This window comes from Roseivirga misakiensis (assembly GCF_001747105.1).
Classification (GTDB): domain Bacteria; phylum Bacteroidota; class Bacteroidia; order Cytophagales; family Cyclobacteriaceae; genus Roseivirga; species Roseivirga misakiensis.
In genome coordinates this window covers 77403-98978 of the sequence record NZ_MDGQ01000002.1, presented here as the reverse complement: position 1 = coordinate 98978, position 21576 = coordinate 77403, and the positions used below count along the sequence as shown (strand labels likewise).

Annotated in this window: 22 protein-coding genes; 11 read left to right on the top strand and 11 right to left on the bottom strand. The window is 40.1% G+C overall.

The features are described 5' to 3' along the window. Window positions 1-34 precede the first annotated feature (34 nt). From xylA to rho, 10 genes are all read right to left on the bottom strand, one after another. Entirely contained in the window at window positions 35-1363 is a 1329-nt protein-coding gene (xylA, locus tag BFP71_RS00420) for a xylose isomerase (protein WP_069833486.1), read from the bottom strand. Between the two features lie 3 nt (window positions 1364-1366). Next, window positions 1367-2851 (bottom strand): xylulokinase, encoded by a 1485-nt coding sequence (locus BFP71_RS00415; protein WP_069833485.1) that lies wholly within the window; start codon window positions 2849-2851, stop codon window positions 1367-1369. A gap of 53 nt (window positions 2852-2904) precedes the next feature. Beyond that, window positions 2905-3678, bottom strand: coding sequence for an HAD-IIA family hydrolase (locus BFP71_RS00410; protein WP_069833484.1), 774 nt, complete (start codon window positions 3676-3678; stop codon window positions 2905-2907). Between the two features lie 7 nt (window positions 3679-3685). Then, window positions 3686-4645 carry a Gfo/Idh/MocA family protein gene (locus tag BFP71_RS00405; RefSeq protein ID WP_069833483.1) on the bottom strand — a complete coding sequence of 320 codons (960 nt, stop codon included), beginning with the start codon at window positions 4643-4645 and terminating at the stop codon, window positions 3686-3688. 30 nt (window positions 4646-4675) lie between these two features. Further along, a complete protein-coding gene (locus tag BFP71_RS00400; protein WP_069833482.1) occupies window positions 4676-5275 on the bottom strand; it encodes a porin family protein in 600 nt (199 codons plus the stop codon). A 125-nt stretch (window positions 5276-5400) separates the two neighbouring features. After that, the gene (locus tag BFP71_RS00395; protein ID WP_069833481.1) at window positions 5401-6846 is read right to left on the bottom strand and encodes an outer membrane beta-barrel protein; all 1446 of its coding nucleotides are present in this window, start codon (window positions 6844-6846) and stop codon (window positions 5401-5403) included. Continuing rightward, the gene (locus BFP71_RS00390) at window positions 6839-7417 is read right to left on the bottom strand and encodes an RNA polymerase sigma factor (protein ID WP_245701795.1); all 579 of its coding nucleotides are present in this window, start codon (window positions 7415-7417) and stop codon (window positions 6839-6841) included. The genes BFP71_RS00395 and BFP71_RS00390 overlap by 8 nt, the downstream gene beginning before the upstream one ends. A gap of 96 nt (window positions 7418-7513) precedes the next feature. Beyond that, window positions 7514-8242, bottom strand: a complete 729-nt coding sequence (locus BFP71_RS00385; RefSeq protein WP_069833480.1) for a TIGR04283 family arsenosugar biosynthesis glycosyltransferase — start codon at window positions 8240-8242, stop codon at window positions 7514-7516. Further along, the gene (locus tag BFP71_RS00380) at window positions 8243-9796 is read right to left on the bottom strand and encodes a hydroxymethylglutaryl-CoA reductase (protein ID WP_069833479.1); all 1554 of its coding nucleotides are present in this window, start codon (window positions 9794-9796) and stop codon (window positions 8243-8245) included. A gap of 209 nt (window positions 9797-10005) precedes the next feature. After that, the gene (gene rho / locus BFP71_RS00375; protein ID WP_069833478.1) at window positions 10006-11598 is read right to left on the bottom strand and encodes a transcription termination factor Rho; all 1593 of its coding nucleotides are present in this window, start codon (window positions 11596-11598) and stop codon (window positions 10006-10008) included. Window positions 11599-11845: 247 nt separating this feature from the next. Between rho and serS the strand changes: the two genes are divergently transcribed. The 3 genes from serS to BFP71_RS00360 all read left to right on the top strand — a co-directional run bounded on the left by serS (window position 11846) and on the right by BFP71_RS00360 (window position 14371). Continuing rightward, window positions 11846-13120 carry a serine--tRNA ligase gene (gene serS, locus BFP71_RS00370; RefSeq protein ID WP_069833477.1) on the top strand — a complete coding sequence of 425 codons (1275 nt, stop codon included), beginning with the start codon at window positions 11846-11848 and terminating at the stop codon, window positions 13118-13120. Between the two features lie 287 nt (window positions 13121-13407). Continuing rightward, window positions 13408-13878, top strand: a complete 471-nt coding sequence (locus BFP71_RS00365; protein WP_069833476.1) for a hypothetical protein — start codon at window positions 13408-13410, stop codon at window positions 13876-13878. Window positions 13879-13909: 31 nt separating this feature from the next. Further along, on the top strand, window positions 13910-14371 hold the full coding sequence (locus tag BFP71_RS00360) for a GNAT family N-acetyltransferase (protein ID WP_069833498.1): 462 nt from the start codon (window positions 13910-13912) through the stop codon (window positions 14369-14371). On the opposite strand, the gene BFP71_RS00355 is transcribed toward BFP71_RS00360, so the two are convergent. Next, window positions 14368-14670: a DUF4286 family protein gene (locus BFP71_RS00355; RefSeq protein ID WP_069833475.1), complete on the bottom strand. Its 303-nt coding sequence runs from the start codon at window positions 14668-14670 to the stop codon at window positions 14368-14370. The genes BFP71_RS00360 and BFP71_RS00355 overlap by 4 nt on opposite strands. A 72-nt stretch (window positions 14671-14742) precedes the next feature. On the opposite strand from BFP71_RS00355, the gene BFP71_RS00350 reads away from it, so the two are divergent. The 8 genes from BFP71_RS00350 (at window position 14743) to BFP71_RS00315 (ending at window position 21555) form a co-directional block, all read left to right on the top strand. Then, window positions 14743-15393 (top strand): carotenoid biosynthesis protein, encoded by a 651-nt coding sequence (locus BFP71_RS00350; RefSeq protein ID WP_069833474.1) that lies wholly within the window; start codon window positions 14743-14745, stop codon window positions 15391-15393. 46 nt (window positions 15394-15439) lie between these two features. After that, window positions 15440-15892 carry a sterol desaturase family protein gene (locus BFP71_RS00345; RefSeq protein WP_069833473.1) on the top strand — a complete coding sequence of 151 codons (453 nt, stop codon included), beginning with the start codon at window positions 15440-15442 and terminating at the stop codon, window positions 15890-15892. A gap of 2 nt (window positions 15893-15894) precedes the next feature. Continuing rightward, window positions 15895-16797, top strand: coding sequence for a MerR family transcriptional regulator (locus tag BFP71_RS00340; RefSeq protein ID WP_069833472.1), 903 nt, complete (start codon window positions 15895-15897; stop codon window positions 16795-16797). Between the two features lie 257 nt (window positions 16798-17054). Beyond that, window positions 17055-17561, top strand: coding sequence for an RNA polymerase sigma factor (locus tag BFP71_RS00335; RefSeq protein WP_069833471.1), 507 nt, complete (start codon window positions 17055-17057; stop codon window positions 17559-17561). Between the two features lie 16 nt (window positions 17562-17577). Continuing rightward, window positions 17578-19053, top strand: coding sequence for a phytoene desaturase family protein (locus BFP71_RS00330; RefSeq protein WP_069833470.1), 1476 nt, complete (start codon window positions 17578-17580; stop codon window positions 19051-19053). Window positions 19054-19083: 30 nt separating this feature from the next. Then, entirely contained in the window at window positions 19084-19911 is an 828-nt protein-coding gene (locus tag BFP71_RS00325) for a phytoene/squalene synthase family protein (protein WP_394331363.1), read from the top strand. Between the two features lie 90 nt (window positions 19912-20001). Further along, the gene (locus BFP71_RS00320) at window positions 20002-20847 is read left to right on the top strand and encodes a 4-hydroxy-3-methylbut-2-enyl diphosphate reductase (RefSeq protein ID WP_069833468.1); all 846 of its coding nucleotides are present in this window, start codon (window positions 20002-20004) and stop codon (window positions 20845-20847) included. 36 nt (window positions 20848-20883) lie between these two features. Continuing rightward, complete coding sequence (locus BFP71_RS00315; RefSeq protein WP_176723290.1) at window positions 20884-21555, top strand: fatty acid desaturase; 672 nt, start codon at window positions 20884-20886, stop codon at window positions 21553-21555. Window positions 21556-21576: the final 21 nt, after the last annotated feature.

The following is a 21576-nucleotide window of genomic DNA, read 5'->3' as shown; positions in this document are numbered from 1 at the left end:
AAAATGTAAGTACCTACATGTATTGATTTTAGAACTATATGTATTGATTGACGATATTTTCGAAGAGCTCTTGCTTTCCACTTCTCTGCATAGGCTCGCCGTTGCTATGGGCTAAGTTAGACAAATCTGTGAGACTTAGTTTTCCACTTTCAAAGGCCTGACCCTCCTTATTATTAAATGATGCATACCGATTATTCAATAACTGGAGATATTTACTTTCAGAAAGTATCCTATCAGCAATAATTAGAGCGCGGGCAAAAGTGTCAATACCACCAATATGCGCTAAGAATATATCCTCTAAGTCAGTTGAGTTTCTTCTAGTCTTGGCGTCAAAATTTATACCTCCTCCTTGCAGTCCACCCGCTTTCAGAAGGACCAGCATGGCTTGGGTTACTTCATAAATATCGTTTGGAAATTGATCTGTATCCCATCCATTCTGATAATCCCCCCTATTTGCATCCATACTACCGAGCATTCCTGCATTAGCGGCTACTTGCATTTCATGTTCGAAGGTATGCTGCGCAAGCGTGGCATGGTTTACCTCCAGGTTGAGTTTAAAGTCATCCATGAGATCATACTCACGGAGAAAACCAATCACCGTAGCTGCATCAAAGTCATATTGGTGCTTCGATGGCTCGGCTGGCTTAGGCTCTATGAAGAAATTACCCTTGAAACCTTGGGCTCGAGCATAATCTTTGGCCATATGTAGAAATTGTGCCATATGATCCAACTCCGCTTTCATGTTGGTATTCAAAAGGGACATATAACCTTCTCTACCTCCCCAAAAAACATAGTTTTCACCACCGAGTTTGATCGTCACGTCTAGCGCATTTTTTACTTGTGCCCCTGCAAAAGCGACTACCTCAAAATCTGGATTTGTGGCAGCACCATTCATATATCGAGGATTGGAGAATAAATTGGCTGTACCCCAGAGCACCTTTACTCCTGATGCCTTTTGCTTTTCTAATGCATAGTCCGAAATCACTTCGAGCCTTTTCTCTGACTCGAGCAAAGTGGGCCCTTCGTCAATCAAATCGAAGTCATGAAAACAGTAATAAGGAACCCCAAGTTTGGTAATGAATTCGAAACCTGCGTCCATTTTTTCTTTAGCGCGCTGAACTACATCAACAGAAGCATTCCATGGAAATTCCTTTGTTCCTGGTCCAAATGGATCACCACCCGTCCCACAGAGCGTATGCCACCAAGCAACGGCAAACCTAAAATGTTCTTTCATAGCTTTCCCTGCTATAACTTGGTCTGGATTATAGAATTTAAAGGCAAATGGATTATCGGATTCTTTTCCTTCATAAGGAATTGCACCAATTCCTTTAAAAAACTCTTTATCGCCTGTTAAAATACTCATGTCTTAATTTTTTAATTGTTTTTCAAGTGCCTTTTCCCAGTTGTTAAATGCCATTTGATACGACGTTATTTCATCGTCTGGCAACACAGTTTTGATAATCTTTTGGGTACTCATAGCCTCCTCAATTGAGTCAATAAATCCAGCCCCTACCCCGGCCGCTTTTGCCGCTCCTGATGCCCCTGTGGTTTCATAGATTTCTATTTTTGCATGGAGTAGAACCGCGATCGTTTTAGAGAATATTTCGGATTGAAATAGGTTATCATTTCCTACTCTAATCTTATCGATGGTCAAACCCATCTCTCTCATAATTCTTGCCCCATAAACAAAGGCAAAAGCAATACCCTCAATGGTTGCCCGAAAAATGTCGGGTTTACTATGTCGGTTTAAGTCTATTCCAGACATATGCGCCCCCACCATACGGTTTTCAAAGATTCTTTCTGCCCCATTTCCAAAAGGAAGAAAACTCAATCCATTAGCACCGATTGGCACTGTTGCCGCAACCTGCTCTATTTGCTCATATGACATTTGCTCACCCAAAAGGCTCCTGGTCCAGCTGTATTGGATACCGGCCCCGTTTATACATAAAAGGATGCCGATCATTCCATTTTCTTGGGTGTAATTAACATGGGCAAAGCCATTCACGCGTGATTTTAAATCGAACAGGGGTTTCTTTGATATCCCGTAAATAACTCCTGAAGTGCCGCCAGTAGCAGCAATTTCACCTGGCTTTAACACATTTAAAGCCATCGCATTGTTCGGTTGGTCACCAGCCCGATAAGCGATCGGTATATTAGGTTTTAGCCCCAGGATTTCTGCTGCCCCAGAAGAGAGTTTCCCTTGTATTCCGATACCAACTACGACTTCTGGAACTAATTTCGATTCTATACCAAACTGATCGAGTATTTCTTTGGAGACTCGTTTCTCCTTAAAATCCCAAAATATCCCTTCGGACAAGCCACCAATTGTGGTCACAATTTCATCAGTCATCTTCATTCCGATGAAATCACCTGGCAACATAAACTTGTAGATTTTCTTATAAAGTCCTGGCTCGTTCTCCTTTACCCAACTCAGTTTTGAAGCAGTAAAATTACCTGGTGTATTTAATAAGTGATTCAAACAAAAGGCTTCTCCTAGTTGCTCTTTAGCAGTTTGACCTATTGATACTGCCCGGCTATCACACCAGATTATAGCAGGCCTTAATACTTGTTGCTGCCGATCGACCAGTACAAGGCCATGCATTTGATAGGCAATTCCGATAGCGGATATGTCAAATCGATTTACGCGAGCTTTTTCAAGTAACAGATTGGTGACCGAAATTAAATTGTCCCACCACTCTTCAGGATTTTGTTCTGCCCAGCCCTCCTTATCAGATTGGATAGGCATCTCCTTTTCAGGATATTTTGCGACCGAAATTTCTTCAAGTGTTTTCGCATCTACCAATGCGGCTTTGATGGAGGAAGAACCGATATCATACCCTAAAAAATACATCAATGAAATATAGCAATTCCTAGAGGGTAATCACAGATGAATTGTGGGCATATTTACCACCAGGGCAGTGGTAATTCTAAGTCAGCGATCGAATCGATAACCATATCCGGTTTAAACGGAAAATCATTCAGTTGTTCTTTCTTAGACATTCCGGAGAGCGTCAAGATAGTATTGTACCCAACTTGAACCCCTCCTTGGATATCTGTGGCTAGGGTATCTCCGATTACTGTCACTTCATCGGTGGCCAAGCCAATATGTTTTCTCGCCAGCCTCATCATTACCGGACTGGGTTTTCCGACTGAGAATGCTCTTTTGCCTGTGGCTGATTCAATCATAGAAACCACTGCTGCTATTCCTAGGTTATTCCAGCCTAATTTTCTTGGTGAGGGGTCGAGGTTAGTGGCTATAAACTTGGCACCTGACAAAATGAAATTGATCGCCTTTTTTACCATTTCTAGGGTGAAATTGATCCCTTCTCCCACTACTACAAAATCAGGGTCATTTTGAACGAGCGTAAATCCATTTTCATGTAAGCTTGAGATCAACCCGCCTTCGCCTAAAACGTATGCCGTTCCTTTCGGATACTGCTGACTCATAAAGTGCGCGGTAGCCATAGCCGATGTATAGACATTTTCTTCTCCCACATCGATGCCCATTTTTGCCAACTTCCGAACAGCATCCAGTGGGGATCGCTGGCTATTATTGGTCATAAATGTGAAGGGTATATTCTCTTTTTGAAGGTTCTTAATGAAAATGTCTGCACCAGGTATTATCTGGTCTTCCACATAAATTACTCCGTCTTGATCTATTAGAAATCCTTTAGCCATATCCTTTTTATCCTTCTTTGAAGATGGTGGAAAGAATATCTTCAACCAATTGCGCACTCATTAAGCTATCGTTAAGACTGAACAATGAAGATTCTACATTTCCCTCTTTTATACATTTTACCACTTCCTCTATTTCATGGGCATACCCCGTACTTTTATAGGGTTTCTCTACTATCCTAATATCGTCACCTTTTACGATTTCATAAGTGGTAGCTTTCCAAAACATAGGCAATCGTATGAATCCTTTATCGCCATAAATACAAGCTTCCTTATTGGTATGGAATGTCACACTGCCTAACACTTGGGCTAACTTATCCTTGCCAAAATCAAGCTGTACCTGTATGGTTTCATCAACCCCAGTATCTGACTTGACGGCGTGAGCTGAAAAGTGTTTTGGTTGCCAACCAAATAGATCTGAAACAATGGTGAGCGGATAAACGCCCACATCATAAAGTGCGCCACCAGCCAGGTCCGGATTTAATAAGCGACCATCCTTTGAAAGTTTATCCTCGGATCTAAAACCAAAGTTTGCAGTGATATAATTTACCTTTCCAATTTCACCTGCTTTAACCAATGAAATCGCTTCTCGATAGGCGGGTAAAAACCTCATCCACATGGCTTCCATCAAGAATTTACCAGAGGACTTAGCCGCGTCAATCATCAGCTTCACTTCTTGAGTGCTGATGCCCATCGGCTTTTCGCAAAGCACATGTTTGCCTGCATTTAATGCCGCAATGGTGTTTTCACAATGAAAATTATGTGTAGTACTGATGTAGACGATATCCACTTGATCATCAGCAAGTAGCGACTCATAAGAATCATAAATCTTTACTTCAGGAAACTCTTCTTGTAAAGCGACGGCATTCGACCTAGAAGCAAATGCATAGGGTGTTTCCCCGTCAACAGACGCTAAACTTTCTAAAAACTTTCTCGCAATTCGGCCAAAACCTATAAATCCCCAGTTCATATAACTAAGAACGTTAATTGATGGCAATAATCAATTGGCGATCTTGAATAAGAAGAAGAATTGGAAGCTTTGGTTTCGTAGGTTTCTGGTGTCTAGCGCTGGGTCTAATGCTACCATATCTGTCAGGCCCGCTGTATACCGAAGTCCAAAGTCCACGAAATAATCTAGTGCAAAACTGATCCCTATAGTCCCAGCAACTTCCCACTTTCTAGTGTATGTTCCTGTTAAATCAACTTTAGTAGTATCGTTAAACCTATTTTTGGCACTCATGAGATATGAAAACTCTGGGCCAACGCTAATCTTAACTTTTTCGGTAGGATAAATGTCTAAAAGTATAGGCGTGCTTAGAAAATTGAACCGGTAGTCTAGTTCTCTATCATCTACTCTAGTGCCTTTTAAGTGATAGCCTGGCTCTATTGAAAATCCAAAGGCTGATTTTTTAAATCTATTATTTAGCACAAGTGCAATATTCGTAGAAGGCCTTCTAGATAAATCGAATTGAGGGTTTCCATCTGACTGAACACCTGCTAAACCATATCCAATTCTAAGTCCAGTATAAAATTCTTGACCAAATCCCTGAATAGAGGTTAAAGTAAGGAGACAGCAAAAAAATATTGTTTTGAGTTTCATCGAGGTAGTAAATTATGCGTGTTTTGGATCAATAATATTGCCAAATACGAATTAACTGATAAACTACCTTAAAACAAGAAAAGACTTCTCGAAAGAAGTCTTTTATAAGATTAATGGTGCTAAACCTATTTTAATTTTATCACTAAGTTGGTACCAAAGCTTAAGAACTTTACTTCACCTTGACCAATGCCAGTCAGCGGTAACTTCATAAATGGTTCTATACCTAGTTTGAATTTTTTACTGATTCCTGTCTCATATCCAACGCTAAAATTAGCAATACCTAAGAGGTGGTTATTTTCACCTTTGACTTGACTTGTTGGTGCCCAATTTGGACTTGGTCTGGTATACTCGTAGTCATAGTCTTCTCTTAGCATTAAATAGGTAGATAAACCTCCTCCGACATACCATTGGTTACCATTTTTCAATTGGAAATACCTTCTTAGATTAATCGGAATATCGATGACAAAACAGAGCGCTTCTGCACGAACCAAGTTATCGGATCTGCCGCCAGGCCATGAAGAGGTATTATATTCTGAGCCCAGTGCGCTATATCGTTTTACAGCATATGTCAACCCAGATTGTATAGTCCAATTATCTGCAAACCGATATTCTGCTACTAAACCAAACATATTTCCTGGTTTGGTAAATCCATCTAGCCCTGTAGCACTTAAGTCTAAAGAAACCATTACACCGAACGACCACTTTTTTAATTGCATGCTATCAACCTCGGGCGTTTTGAAGTTCCCAGAATCTAAAGTCATGGGCTTTATTGACTGATCGAATAGATACTTTGGCGGGAACCACTCAGGTGTAATGGTTTCGAAACTAACTCCGTCTAAGTCGGCCTCTCGCTTAACAATACTATCATTGACAGCATTAGGCTGCGCTAGGTCATAATAGTTTACTTCAGTTGGTGGATTAACTCCTTCCTTTTCGGAATTCTTGGACGTTACATTATTGCTGTTTGTAGCGCTATTCGTCTCAATTTGTTCTTGTACATTTCCATTCTCCTCACCAGCTGCATTGTTTTTCGAAGTCTGATTGTCACTGCTGGTTACACTTTTATCATCCACCTTATTAGGAGCAATATCAATGTCTAACGGCTTAGCTGCTTTCTCATCTATTTGGATGGTCTTATTTCTGTTAGCCTCACCTTGCTGAGTGTTTTCATCCGCTGTTCCATTGTCATCAGATTGTTCCGACGTCGTACCTGCTACTTGATCAGTAGGTGCTTGATTGTCATTGGTACCCTGTATTGCTTCAGACTTATTATCCGTTTTTGGATCGGCAGCTCTTGAGTCTTCAATTTTTTGGCTATTCTTTTCGGTGGCACCGTTTTCATTCAGCACATCTCTTGACTCTCCAGTAGGTCTAAAAACTAAGAAGATTATCAGAGCGATAGCGCCTAGTCCTCCACCGATTTTCCACCATGGCACAACACGCTTTGGCGGGGCTAATTTAGCCTCCATAGCATTCCAAGCCGCTGGGTTAAACTCAAATTGAGCTCCTTCAGCCGCCTCTCTTGCTAATTGATCCAACGGATCCCCTCCTTGTGGCTTAGACTTATCCATATTGGTACTCCTCCTTCCCAAGCATTGCTCTTAGCGCCGCTTTTGCTCTCGTCAAATTTGCTTTTGAAGTACTAGTTGTAATACCTAGTTGTTCAGCAATTTCATGGTGTTTAAAACCATCAATTACATAAAGGTTAAACACAGCTCTATACGCAGGGGATAACTCACCAATTTTGGTCAATATCTCTTGATAAGAAAGGTCGTGATCAGGGGCTTCCTGTTGCGTGCTTTCCACTGCTGCTTCAGTAATATCTACTAAATGATTATGCTTTGCGTTTTTCTTTATGTGGTCAATACATGTATTTACAAGTATTCTCCTTAACCAAGGTTTGAACGATTTTTCGATATCGAACTTTTTAATGTTCTTAAATATCTTTAGAAAGCCGTCATTTAGGACTTCTACAGCGTCCGCTTCCGAACCTGTATAGCGCAGACAAATAGACATACCATAGCTATAGAAATTGCGATACAATTCCTGCTGGCTTTGCCTATCATTCTCTTTGCAGCCGTTGATGATTGCTTCCAATATTTTTCGATCTTGGTCGATTGTAGCCCACTTTAATAGTCTCAATACTTAGTCCTTGAAAAAAAGGCTGCCTCGGAGAGGAAAAAAAGTATAAGATATTGTTAGGGCGAAAAATTTCTTGACTTTGAAGTTAATTGAATGCTAGCGGATATGCGTATAAATCCGTGCTAATTTCTTGTTAGAAACACCAAGTGCCCAGAGTGTAGCGATTGATATGAATATTATGTTCGACTTAAAAACACCCCATTTGGCTACTCTTCTATCCGAAGAATATACCTTCTGATCAATTTGCTTGATTCTGCCAATGCGATTCATTTTGATACACAAGTCAGCCTCCTCCATTATCTGCATATCGGTATTAAAGCCTCCAGAACGCTCATAATCGGCCTTTTTACAAAACATTAGTTGGTCTCCAAAAAGCAGTCTTAAACCTTTAAATGTCGCCCTATAGGGGTTATAAATAAAAGGAGCGTAATAGGTTTTAATCCGATTATGGAAGGTGGTGACACGCTGGTTGCATGTTCCTTTCATTATGCTTCTAAAACCCGCTAAAACAACGCCATCATTTAGGGTTTCACTGACAGTTTTTACCAGATCGGTTGGCGGAAAAGTATCGGCATGTAAAAAACATAAAATTTCTCCTGAAGCTTTATTTACTCCTAAATCCATTTGAGCGGCACGCCCAAGTGTCGGAGAGTCGATAACCGTATACTGTTTTGCTTCAACGATTGATTTGGTATGATCAGAACTTCCACCATCTACAACGATTACTTCAAAAGGTGCTGGGTCAAGTTCTTTAAGATGCTCCAAGGTTGCCTCAATACATGACGCCTCATTATATGTGGGTATGATGATGGAGACTGTAGACATTTACGGAATAGCGTTTCTACCTAGATCTTCATGCGCGGCTACCCAATCTAAGGATGAAATAGCAGCACCGAGGGATATCTCTCCTGCTAGCACAACCCCTGCCATTATTTCAGCCAACTTCTTGGCCTTGCCAGCACCATAGCAATCTACCATTTCCAAACAGTCTTTTTGGGTTGGCAGTGCTGTTCCACCACCTACAGTACCGACAATTAGCGAAGGTAAGGTAACCGTCCCATAAAGGCTCCCATCGGCTAGAACTTCAGTGTGCAAAAATCCAGCAGTACTTTCGGCCAAGTTGGCTACGTCTTGTCCAAAAGCGATAAACATTGCGGCCAACGCATTGGCAGTATGTAAGCCATTGTTGTTAACGCCAGCCATCATACCTCCCAGATTAGCCACCCCTAAGTGTCGCTGTAACTGATGCGCATCTACGCCAAAGTTTTTCACTAAAAGCTCTTCTGGAAAAGTAACTTCTGCGATCACTCTTTTACCTCTAGAGTTTAGGGAGTTGATAAAGGAGTGCTTCTTATCGCTGGCCATATTTGATTCAAGGAAAAAATGCTGAATACCTTCATAGGTTTCTAGTATCCATTGGCAGATTTGAAATGTAGCCTTATTCACCATGTTTTGGCCCGCAGCATCTCCTGTAAAGAAGTTAAAGCGCAGAAAGACATTATTCCCCGCATGATAGACTTCGACATGATCATATTTCAGATGGTTTGAGCCTAATTCAGCTTGAGTTTTTAAGTCTTGTGTGACAGTTTTTATCCACTTACCAAAATCAACGGCTTTTACCAGTGAATCAAATATAAAGACAGGCGCACGCTGCATGCTATCTTGAATTACCCTACAGTTTACACCCCCTACTTCGTTAACGAGTTTGATGCCTTTATTGTAAGAGGCCACAAGCGTACCTTCTGTTGTGGCTAGCGGAATTAAAAAGTCACCTTGGGCATGTTCGCCATTTACTTTAATAGGCCCTGCTATTCCCATTGGGATTTTAGCAAAACCAGTTAGGTGCTCAATATTTCCTTGATAAACTGAAGTATCTTTAATCGGGTTGCTAATATTAGCCGGAGTTGTTCCTGTAAAGGATTTTACAAATTCCTGACGCTGGGTCATGGCTTCTTCACCGTAGTCGGCATCGATAATCCTCGGGATTTTTAGTGCCCGTTCTACTTTATGGGCGTTAACCTGATCGGTGATGTTAAAGCTTAACTTTCCGAAAGGTTTCGTGTCAAACTTAAATGACAAGTTCAGGTTTTTCTGACCATTTAGTTGCGATGCGACTAATACATTAAAGCTTTTGCCCAACTTCAACCCAAAGCCGTTTTGTTGATTAATTTCTTCTACCGAAAGCCACTTTCCATCTCCTAAATCGGCGAAAATTTGATCTTTCTGGATCTCCGTTCCTTCTACAGCTAATTGACTCAAGCCTTCTAAGTGGACATCGATCAGCCTATTCTTAATGTTAAAAACAAAACCTTCATCTGCCTTTGTCAGACTTCCTCTGGTATAGAGTTTCTTAAGTAATGATTTGGGTATAAAATTCATAGATATGTGTGAGCCTGGCATTGACCGTGCAAAAGCTAAAAAAATAGATTCTGCAAAGGAAGTAATTTATCTAACTAAAAGTGTCACAAGAAGCCGTTTAATGATTCGTGTTCCTAGTATGGGATTTAAAACCACTTTCGGCCCATAGTGTTTACAAAAAAAGCCTGTCCGATAATTTCGAACAGGCTTTTTTTAATATTTATTCAGGTTTATCCGTTCATAGACACCAAGAACTCATCGTTGTTCCTAGTACCTTTCATTCTATCTAGTAAGAACTCCATGGCTTCTACTGAGTTCATATCACTCATAAACTTACGGAGTATCCATACACGCTGTAACTCTTCTTTGCTCATCAGTAGATCTTCTCTTCTGGTACCAGAAGCTGGAACGTCAATAGCAGGGTAAACACGCTTATTAGATAGTTTTCTATCCAATTGTAATTCCATGTTACCTGTTCCTTTGAATTCCTCAAAGATTACTTCGTCCATCTTCGATCCAGTTTCGATCAAGGCCGTAGCGATGATTGATAGCGAACCACCGTTCTCAACGTTACGTGCAGCTCCGAAGAAACGCTTTGGTTTATGAAGTGCATTAGCATCTACACCACCAGAAAGAATTTTTCCAGACGAAGGAACAACTGTATTATAAGCTCTTGCCAATCGTGTGATAGAATCGAGTAAGATCACAACATCGTGACCACACTCTACCATTCTCTTTGCTTTCTCAAGTACAATGTTTGAAACCTTTACGTGGCGATCAGCTTGCTCATCGAATGTAGATGATATCACCTCTGCCTTTACGCTTCTCGCCATATCTGTCACCTCTTCAGGTCTTTCATCGATCAATAATATGATCAAATAACATTCAGGGTGATTTTCAGCAATTGCATTTGCAATCTCTTTAAGGAGCACAGTTTTACCCGTTTTTGGCTGCGCTACGATCATTCCTCTTTGCCCTTTACCTATTGGTGCAAACATGTCTAAAATTCTGGTAGACATTTGGCTAGGCTTGGTACTTAACTTGATCAACTCTTCAGGGAAAAGTGGCGTCAAATATTCAAAAGGAACTCTATCTCTAATCTCCTCAGTTGTTTTACCGTTTACCGATTCCACTCTGAGTAGCGCAAAATACTTTTCTCCTTCTTTTGGAGGTCTAATCTGACCTTTTACAGTGTCACCCGTCTTTAAGCCAAATAGTTTGATCTGCGATGGAGAAACATAAATATCGTCAGGACTCGCTAAGTAGTTGTAGTCAGAAGATCTCAAGAAGCCGTAGCCATCCTGCATCATTTCTAGTACGCCCTCATTCTCGATAAGCCCGTCAAAATCTTTGATGTTCTGATTGTATTGCTGACGCTTATTTCTTCTTTCGTCTCTTTCCTTGCGTTCGTCGTTGCCTTCTCTTTCAGGTTTACCGTTACCTTCTCCGTTCGACTCCTTCTTGGCTTTACTGTCTTTTCTTTCAGGCCTCGCCTTCTTCTCCTCAGTGTCTTTGCCTTCGCCAGATTCAGCAGCTGCTTCGGCTACATTTTCTCGCTTAGGTCTTCTTTTTGGACGGTCTTCTTTGCTCTTGTTAGCTTTTGGTTTTGCGCCTTCGTCACTTCCTTCCTCAGTAGATGCTTCTGCTTTTTTATCGTCTTTTTTAGCAGGGAGTTTATCTTCTGGGGTAATGGCTTGCTGATCGAGGATAGCATAGATCAAGTCTTGCTTGTTCAGCTTTTTGAAGTTTTTAACCCCCATTTTCTCAGCGATTTCCTTTAGTTCGGAAAGCAGCATAAGCTTTAATTCGTCAATGATGTACATAGTAAGTGGATTGGGAATCCTCTCAGATAGAGAATTATAAAAATGAATTATAGTTTATTGATATGTTGCTCGAGATGAACGTTGGACATGCATCCTATCATCTAAGGACACGGCAATATTATACTAAACAATCCAGACTGTCAAAGATTGGCCATTATTTTTGTGGTTTTCTTGTGTTATAACAGGCTTATTCATACAGAATTGAAGGGAATTGGTTTACTTTGCGCCCGAAAACGCAAGAATTAAAATGCTTCAAGTAGCCAACATTATCGCAGAAAAAGATCGTTTTGTCAAAGGACTTCAAAAGCGCCACATTAATAATGCCGAGGAGCTCCTGAACGAGGTGATTGCTTTAGACGAGGAAAGAAAAAAGACTCAACACCAATTGGATTCCAACCTGGCCGAGGCCAATGGACTATCCAAGCAGATTGGTGGATTGATGAAAGCTGGAAAGCGCGAAGAGGCAGAAGAAGTAAAAGCCAAAAGTGCCGAACTGAAAACAATCAGCAAAGATCTAGGTGACCACCTAAATGGGATTCAAGAAAAGCTCAAGCAAGCGCTCTATAACATTCCTAACATTCCGCATGATTCTGTACCTGTTGGTAAATCAGATGAAGATAATGAGGAGGTTTCGCGTTCTGGGGATATCCCCGAATTACACGATAAAGCCAAACCGCACTGGGATTTAATCAAGGATTATGACATTATTGACTTTGACCTTGGTATAAAAATTACGGGTGCGGGGTTTCCTGTATATAAAGATAAAGGTGCGCGACTACAGCGTGCTCTGATTAACTTCTTCTTAGATGAAGCTTCTAGTGTAGGTTATTCAGAAGTACAGCCACCGATAGTTGTAAATGAGGCGTCTGGATATGGTACTGGCCAGTTACCTGACAAGGAAGGTCAGATGTATCACATCGCTTCAGAAAATATGTACTTGATTCCGACGGCCGAAGTACCGATCACTAATCTTTACAGAAACGTTATCCTTGACGAAAAAGACTTACCTGTGAAGCATGTTGGCTTTACTCCTTGCTTCCGTCGTGAAGCGGGTAGTTGGGGAGCTCATGTTCGAGGCCTCAATAGGCTTCATCAATTCGATAAGGTTGAGATCGTACAGGTGAGAAAACCTGAAGAATCTTACGATGCCCTGAAAGAAATGTGTGACCATGTAGAAGGTATTCTAAAGAAGTTAGAGCTTCCTTATAGGATATTAAGGCTTTGTAGCGGAGACCTTGGTTTTACATCTGTATTGACTTTTGATTTCGAGGTTTATTCTGCCGCTCAAGAAAAGTGGTTGGAAGTAAGCTCAGTTTCAAATTTTGAAACATTTCAAGCCAACCGCCTCAAATTGAGATATAAGGACGAGAACAAGAAATCTACTTTGCTACATACCTTAAATGGTAGTGCGCTAGCATTGCCTAGAATAATGGCGGCAATTCTTGAAAACAACCAAACGGCTGAAGGTATTAACATTCCGAAAGCTCTTGTGCCATATACTGGTTTTGACTTAATAGACTAGATTGAGTTAGGCACTTTGTCTTGTCAATTTCGTCTCTTATGGTGGATTGATACAAATGTTTGGGTTCAAGTGATTTTTCCACTTAAAATACTCTAAGCACATGGGACAGAACATTTAATAGCCAACCTGCTCCTCCAGAAAATATAGTTCCATAGCAAATTGGACTATTGAAGTAAACAATCAGAGCGTTTCGAGCGAAAAGAGAGGGATTATCAAACTGATCAGGGAAGTGATAGATGTGTTCCTATTCTCCATTCGTTCGTTAAACCCCTGATAAACATAACGGTATGATCAAAAAAGCACTCTGTCTTTTCGTTGTTCTACTCTTTACATTTCCTTTATATGGACAAAGGGAATTCAACCCTAAAAACATTCTTTTGATCTATAAGAATGGTGAAAAAAAGAGAACTTTTCTCAATTCAGGAAGAGAGGTCATCTGTAAATTAAAAACTGGCGAAAGAATTAAAGGTGTATTACTCGTATTCGATGATTACCTTTTAGTTGGCGACCAAGAAATCACCTTAAATACAATCCAATTTATTAAACCGAATGGAAAGTTGGTTCAAAGTAATGTTAATTCGATCGGTAGAAATAGTCTTCGTAGTGCTGCTATGGGCGGAGATGCTCTAAGTCCTTTAGGGTTGGTTAATATGGGGGTTAACCTAGGACTATCTATGGCCTTGACTGGAAAGCGACGTTTGGCTTCAAAAGGTTGGAAATTTAAAGTAGTCGAGCTTGGAAAATTACCTTTCAACTGAAGGAGTTATTTTTAGGGAAATACCACCACCTATGTTAATCAGAAAAGGAACCCCGGAAGACCTTACACAAGTGTTTGACCTTGTCATGGAATTAGCCATCTATGAAAAAGCGCCTCATGAAGTAGAAAACTCTGTAGCACAAATGCTTGAAGATGGCTTTGGAGAAAAACCAATTTTCGAATTTTTCGTCGCCGAACTGGATGGAAAAATTGCTGGAACCGCTATCTATTATTATCGCTATTCCACTTGGAAAGGTAAAGCCCTTTATCTCGAGGATCTCGTTGTTAGTGAACCTGCTCGTGGCAAAGGTTTGGGTAAAAAATTGTTGGATGCCATTGTCCTAGAAGCTCGAGAAGTAAATGCCAAGCAAGTGCGTTGGCAGGTACTTGATTGGAATGAACCTGCCATTAACTTCTACAAGAAACTTGGAGCGGATCTAGACCCAGAATGGATCAATTGTACTCTTACCGAAGCTCAAATAAAAAATTACTAAACCGTTTCTAGCAGTGTTCTAAACGCAGCGATCTTATTTGGCCAAGCCAAAAGTGCTTTTTGCTGGAGTTCTGGTGCAAAAGCGGCCATATACATTTGAATATTTTTCATTTCAGCCGCGAAATATTGCACACTATAAGAAGACGCCTCTGGGTCTTCAGTATTCAAGACCTTGAAGAATTTATAGTCTTCAAACTGATTGGTTTCCATGACTTCACGGATATGAGTCTTCTTCATCCAGGCAATCCACTCATTTTCTACCTTTTTATCTACCGCAACAGTTACATTATACAAGATCATCAGAATATATTTGTGGCAAATTTACGGTTTAAGATTTCATAACATTTAACCTTAGACCTTGTTTTAAGTCAGATGCTGAATAAAATTGATGACCTAACTTTTGTGAACGAGAAGAATGCCTTCTACTTGCTGGTGGCCATGCATATATCTGGTGTTATTGGCTTAAGTCTAGAAATCACAAGCGACTTGTTTAAAATGTTGGTTCCTTATAACCTCTTTGCTACTGCTGCCATTTTATTACACTTCGAAAAAGATAAATCGATCAAATACGGCTTATTCATCTTGATCACCTTCTTAGTTGGTTTTTTTGCTGAAGTTATTGGCGTGGCGACTGGTGATATTTTTGGAGAATATGCCTACGGAAAAACATTAGGATTTAAAGTATTAGAAGTTCCATTGGCGATTGGCATCAATTGGGTAGTCCTAATTTATTGTAGTGCACACTTAAGTCGAAAAATCACTAATTCTGCTGTACTACAAGTAATTATCGCTAGCATATTAATGGTGGCTTTAGATTTACTCATAGAACCCGTGGCTATCAATTTAGACTTCTGGTCTTGGAATGGTGGCGACATACCACTACGCAACTACATTGGCTGGTTCGTAGTATCGGTTTTACTGCATTCGGTATTTAGAGGACTGATGAAGGATTCGAACAATTCCCTGGCTATTAAGCTTTTATATATACAAGCAGCATTTTTTGTCGTGCTGAATTTTATTTAAAATTTCTTTAAACAATCTGTAACACATTAAGTTAAAGTCGAAAAGAATGGTAGAAGCAATAGGTTGGAGCCTCTTAGGTTTTGTATTGACGGAAGCTTTTTCTTGGTGGATGCATAAGTATATTATGCACGGCGTTTTATGGAAAATTCATAAAAGCCACCACGAACATACTGAAGGTATGTTTGAATTGAATGACGTATTCGTCTTAATATTTGGCGGATCAGCAGTGGTACTCATACTACTAGGTGTTGAGTCATTTGATTATCGTTTTTGGATTGGCTGTGGCATTAGTTTGTACGGCACGCTCTATTTTATACTACACGATGTCTTGATACATAAAAGACTAAAGTGGTTCAATAGACCAAAAACAAAATACTTAAGAGCCATTACAAAGGCACATAGGGCTCATCACAAAACAAAAGAAAAAGACGATGCAGTCTCTTTCGGATTGTTTATGATCCCAAGAGAATATTTTAAGGAGGACGGTAAAGAGAGATAGCAGTGGCAAATTATTCGATAAAAGATCTGGAACACCTTTCGGGAATCAAAGCTCATACGTTACGTATTTGGGAGCAGCGATACGAAATAATTAATCCTAAAAGAACGGATACGAATATTCGATTCTACGATCAGGACGACTTAAAGCTCGTGCTCAATGTTTCTTTATTAAAAGACAACGGATACAAAATCTCCAAGATCGCCAAAATGTCGAAAGAGGAGATGACCGAGATTGTGTGGATGGTTTCTGAAAAACTATCCAGCCATACTGATCAAATCCATGCCCTAACGCTCTCCATGATTGACATGGATGAGCAAAGGTTTGAAAAAATCATTGCTTCTAATGCCATGAAGTTAGGTTTTGAGAGAACCATGCTGAATGTGATCTATCCATTCCTCTCTAAAATCGGCATCATGTGGATGACGGATTCCATTAATCCGGCGCAAGAACACTTTATGTCTCACCTCATCAGACAAAAGCTTATTGTTGCTATCGATAGTTTATATACCCAAATTACCGATGCTAGTAAAAAATACATGCTTTTCTTGCCAGATGGTGAACTTCATGAAATCAGCCTTTTATTTGCCAACCTTCTGATTCGTTCAAGAAACAACAGGACGATATACTTGGGCCAAAGTATGCCATTCCATGATTTGAACGTGGCCTACGAACTTTATAAACCAGACTACTTACTCACGATAGTCACCTCCAGAGATGCTGCCATCTCTCCACAAGACTATTTAAATAAGCTTTCTGAGAAGTATCCCGAATCAACCATTCTAGTATCTGGTAGTCAAGTCATAGGAGAAGACCTAGATTTGAACGACAATATCGTTCAAATTAACAACCCAAATCAACTGATCGATTACGTCGAAGAAAACACAGTTGAGGTAATTCCGAACTAAGAAATCCAACCAAATTTGACTTTTTGTTTATTTATTTTTAAAAAAAGATAAACAGAACTAGTTGTCCAATATTGGATCAATACCTTCCGAGAATCGCCCAAATATCCATTTTTAGGGCACTTTTATAGAATTACATATAACTATTAAAATGTACCGAGTGGTTATATTGTTCTTTTACGGGTTCATAAATTCCATGAGCAGTTTGTATTTTGTTTAATCTTTTAGAATATTTGTTGAACAAACAAACACAGAAAGCCATGACTACTGTAGATTTCAATTACTCGCTATCAAACATGACTAAGACATTGAAGCCGTTTGCTATCAAGTTGACTAAAGATCATGATGACGCCAATGATTTACTTCAGGAAACGTTAATGAAGGCTTACAATAACAGAGAAAAATTTGCCGAAGGAACAAATCTGAAAGCATGGTTGTACACAATCATGAAAAATACGTTCATTACTAATTACCAAAGAATGGTAAGAAGAGGAACGTTCATTGATACTACTGACAACCTTCACTTTATTAACTCTACAAGTACGCAAATAGAAAATAGAGCGGCTGGTAATTTTGCACTCAGAGATATCAATACATCTATAGAAAAGCTAGACGATGTTTACAAGATTCCTTTTATGATGTACTTCAGAGGATTCAAGTATCATGAAATCGCCGACAGACTGGAAATTCCAATTGGTACTGTGAAAAATCGAATTCACATTGCTAGAAAACAATTGAAGGAAAAACTAAGAACATATAGAGCCTAATACTAGTTTAGCCTTCATGAATAAGAAGAAGGCCTTAGTTATCGGTTCTGGTTTCGCTGGTATGTCAGCCGCCATTAATTTGGCTCATAAAGGATTTGACGTAACCATTCTTGAAAAAAATAACACCATTGGTGGACGAGCCCGACACTTTTCAGCGTCGGGCTTTACTTTTGATATGGGACCAAGTTGGTATTGGATGCCCGATGTATTTGAATCCTTTTTTAACAAGTTCGGCAAATCAGTTTCTGATTACTATGAACTGATCAGACTAGACCCCAGTTACAAGGTCACTTATGAAGGCGGCGATGAAATGGATATCCCAGCCGATATGGGTGAACTTGAAGCCCTTTTTGAATCCATTGAACCCGGTTCAGGCCAACAATTAAGAGCCTTTTTAAAACAAGCTGCCTACAAATATGAAGTGGGTATCAATAAACTCGTTTACAAGCCAGGCCGATCGCTTACTGAATTTACAAGCTTAAAACTCCTGATCGACGTCGTGCGCATGGATGTATTTCAGTCCATGAGTAAACATGTCAGAAAGTACTTTAAAAACCCTCGACTCATTCAGTTGATGGAGTTTCCTGTGCTTTTCTTGGGTGCTTTGCCAGAAAATACCCCTGCACTTTACAGCCTTATGAACTATGCAGACATGTCGCTAGGCACATGGTATCCCAAAGGCGGAATGCACAAGATAGTGGAAGCCATGGGCAAATTAGCGGAGGAGCTTGGTGTGAAAATTCTTACAAATCATGCCGTCAGTAAAATAAATCATAGCGGCGGCATGGTTAAATCCGTCACTACTGATCAGGGTGAAATTTACGGGGATGTACTCATCTCAGGAGCAGATTACCATCATGTCGAAACTAAGCTTCTAGACTCGGAAACCCGAAACTATTCCGATAAGTACTGGGACTCTAGAGTAATGGCACCATCCTCCTTATTATACTATTTAGGCATTGATAAAAAGCTGGATGGACTACTTCACCATAACCTTTTCTTCGATACGGATTTCACCCCACATGCGCATGATATATATACCGACCCTAAGTGGCCTGAAAAACCGCTTTTTTACGCTTCTTTAACTTCAAAAACCGACCCAACAGTGGCGCCTGAGGGGCACGAGAACTTGTTTCTATTAATTCCGGTCGCGCCGGGACTTGAAGAAAATGATGAGATAAGGGAAAAATACTTGGACATGATCTTAACCCGAATGGAAAATCACACGGGCCAAAGTATCAAGCCACATATAGTCTACAAAAGGAGTTTTGCCCATAGGGATTTTATCAGCGATTATAATTCTTTTAAAGGTAATGCCTACGGATTGGCCAATACGCTTACGCAAACTGCAATTCTGAAGCCGTCACTCAAGTCCAAGAAGTTAAAAAACCTCTATTATACAGGCCAGTTAACAGTACCTGGCCCGGGCGTTCCACCAAGTTTGATATCTGGAATTGTTGTCGCCGACGAGGTTGAAAAAGATTTGTTTTGAACCACAGCCATTTTTATTGGTTACTTTTAAATGATGGAATTATTTGACCAGACGACATTAGAGTGCAGTAAGCTGATCACTCAGCGCTATAGCACCTCTTTTACACTGGGGATTAAAACTTTGGATAAAAAACTCCATTACCCCATTTATGCCATCTACGGATTTGTGCGTTATGCTGACGAAATAGTCGATACATTCCATGACCATGACAAAGCTGACTTGCTCGCTCGGTTCAAAAAAGACACTTATCAGGCTATCGAAGAAAAGATCAGTTTAAATCCAGTATTACACTCCTTTCAACTCGTGGTTAACCAATACAATTTGGACCATGACCTAATTGAGGCCTTCCTACACAGTATGGAAATGGACCTAAAGGAAACTGAGTATGATCAGGCTGGGTATGAAGAATATATCTATGGTTCGGCAGAAGTAATCGGGCTTATGTGCCTAAAAATCTTTTGTAATGGCGATGAGGCTTCCTATCAATCCTTATTACCGGCTGCCAAAAGCCTAGGATCAGCCTTCCAAAAGGTGAATTTCCTGCGGGATATCAAAAGTGATTTTCAAGAAAGAGGACGAGTATATTTTCCTGGAATCGATTTTAAGAATTTTACCAAAGCGGCGAAACAAGAAATCGAAGACGATATTCAAAAAGACTTCGACGATGCCCTTGAGGGTATACAAAGGCTACCAAATGAGGCAAAGAAGGGAGTTTTTCTAGCCTATAAATACTACTTAAAACTTTTTAGGAAGATCAAAAATTGCCCAGCTTCCAAAATTCAGCAACAAAGAATAAGAGTGCCAAACTCAAGGAAATTCGCGATCCTATTGGGCACTTATCTCCAAAGAAGTTTCTAGTTGGAAATCTGAACATGGGGTTTGGGTCGTATTTAACATACTTTTAATCAAACCGACCAAACATCTAATTCATTTTTCTGTTTAATCAATATGTTCAATCTAAGGGTAGATATAGATAACAACTCCGGCTTTTGTTTTGGGGTAGTCTATGCCATAGAAATGGCTGAAGATATTCTGGAAACAGATGGTCAGCTGTATTGCCTTGGAGATATTGTCCATAATGACGAAGAGGTCAGAAGACTTGAGGCAAAAGGGCTACATATAATTGACCACAATGACCTTGTTAATATCAGAAACAGCAAGGTTTTGATTCGCGCCCATGGAGAACCTGCCAGCACGTACCAATTAGCGTTGCAAAATGACATTGAACTGATTGATGCGTCATGTCCAGTAGTACTTAAACTTCAGAACAGAATTAAAAACTCTTTCGACAAGGAGGAGCATATCTACATTTATGGAAAACACGGCCACGCGGAAGTGATCGGCCTTTTGGGACAGACAAATAACAAAGCGACCGTATTCCAGGAATTAGAAGAACTAGATTTAGCAAATTTACCAAGGGAAATAACGCTCTACAGTCAGACTACGAAAAGCACCGAGAAGTTTTCTGAAATAAATGAAGTGCTCTCTCAAAACGGTATCACTGTCAAGTCACATGATACAATTTGTCGACAAGTTTCTAACCGAAACAAGGAATTGAACTACTTCGCCAAGCTTTTCGATGTCATCATCTTTGTCAGTGGCACCAAATCGTCAAATGGCAAGGTGCTCTATAAAGTATGCAAGAACCAGAACGAACGTACATACTTTGTTTCATCGCTTGATGATGTACGCTCTGAATGGTTTGGGAAAAACGAATCGGTTGGTATTTGTGGCGCTACTTCTACCCCAATGTGGCTTATGGAAGATGTAAAATCGCATCTAGAAAAGCTATAATCCCTAAATTGCATCGTGAAGTTAGTTCAGCAACACATGGGTGTTATTATTGCGATGGCCATCATCCTTTTATGGTTTGCTGTGCTAGTATTTGGCTTAACACTGACGCTTGATTTTGCATCCCCACTGGTTTATTTGCTGATTTTAATTCAAACTCATTTATATACTGGTCTTTTCATAACAGCACATGATGCCATGCATGGCACGGTTTCTAAAAACAGAAAGCTCAATACGACAATAGGCCATTTTACCGCATTACTTTTCTCATATAATTTTTACAAAAGACTGTTTCCGAAGCACCACGAGCATCACAAATTTGTAGCCACGGATAAAGACCCTGATTACCATGATGGTGGCTTTTTGGCTTGGTATTTCAGCTTTCTGATGCAATATGTAAGCTGGCAGCAAATCGTGCTAATGGCCATTACATTCAACATACTCAAGCTCTTTTTGCCAGTAGAAAACCTGATCTTGATATGGATGCTACCAGCGGTACTATCTACATTGCAGTTGTTTTATTTTGGGACATACCTCCCCCATAGAGGCATTCATGAAACGGGTAACCAGCATAAATCAAGAAGCCAAAAACTCAATCATTTTGTAGCATTCATCACCTGCTATTTTTTCGGTTATCACTACGAACACCACGCCTCCCCTGGAACTCCTTGGTGGCAACTTTGGAAGGTAAAAGAGAAGCAAGTTTATTAAGGTCCTTTTCAAGCCCTCTAC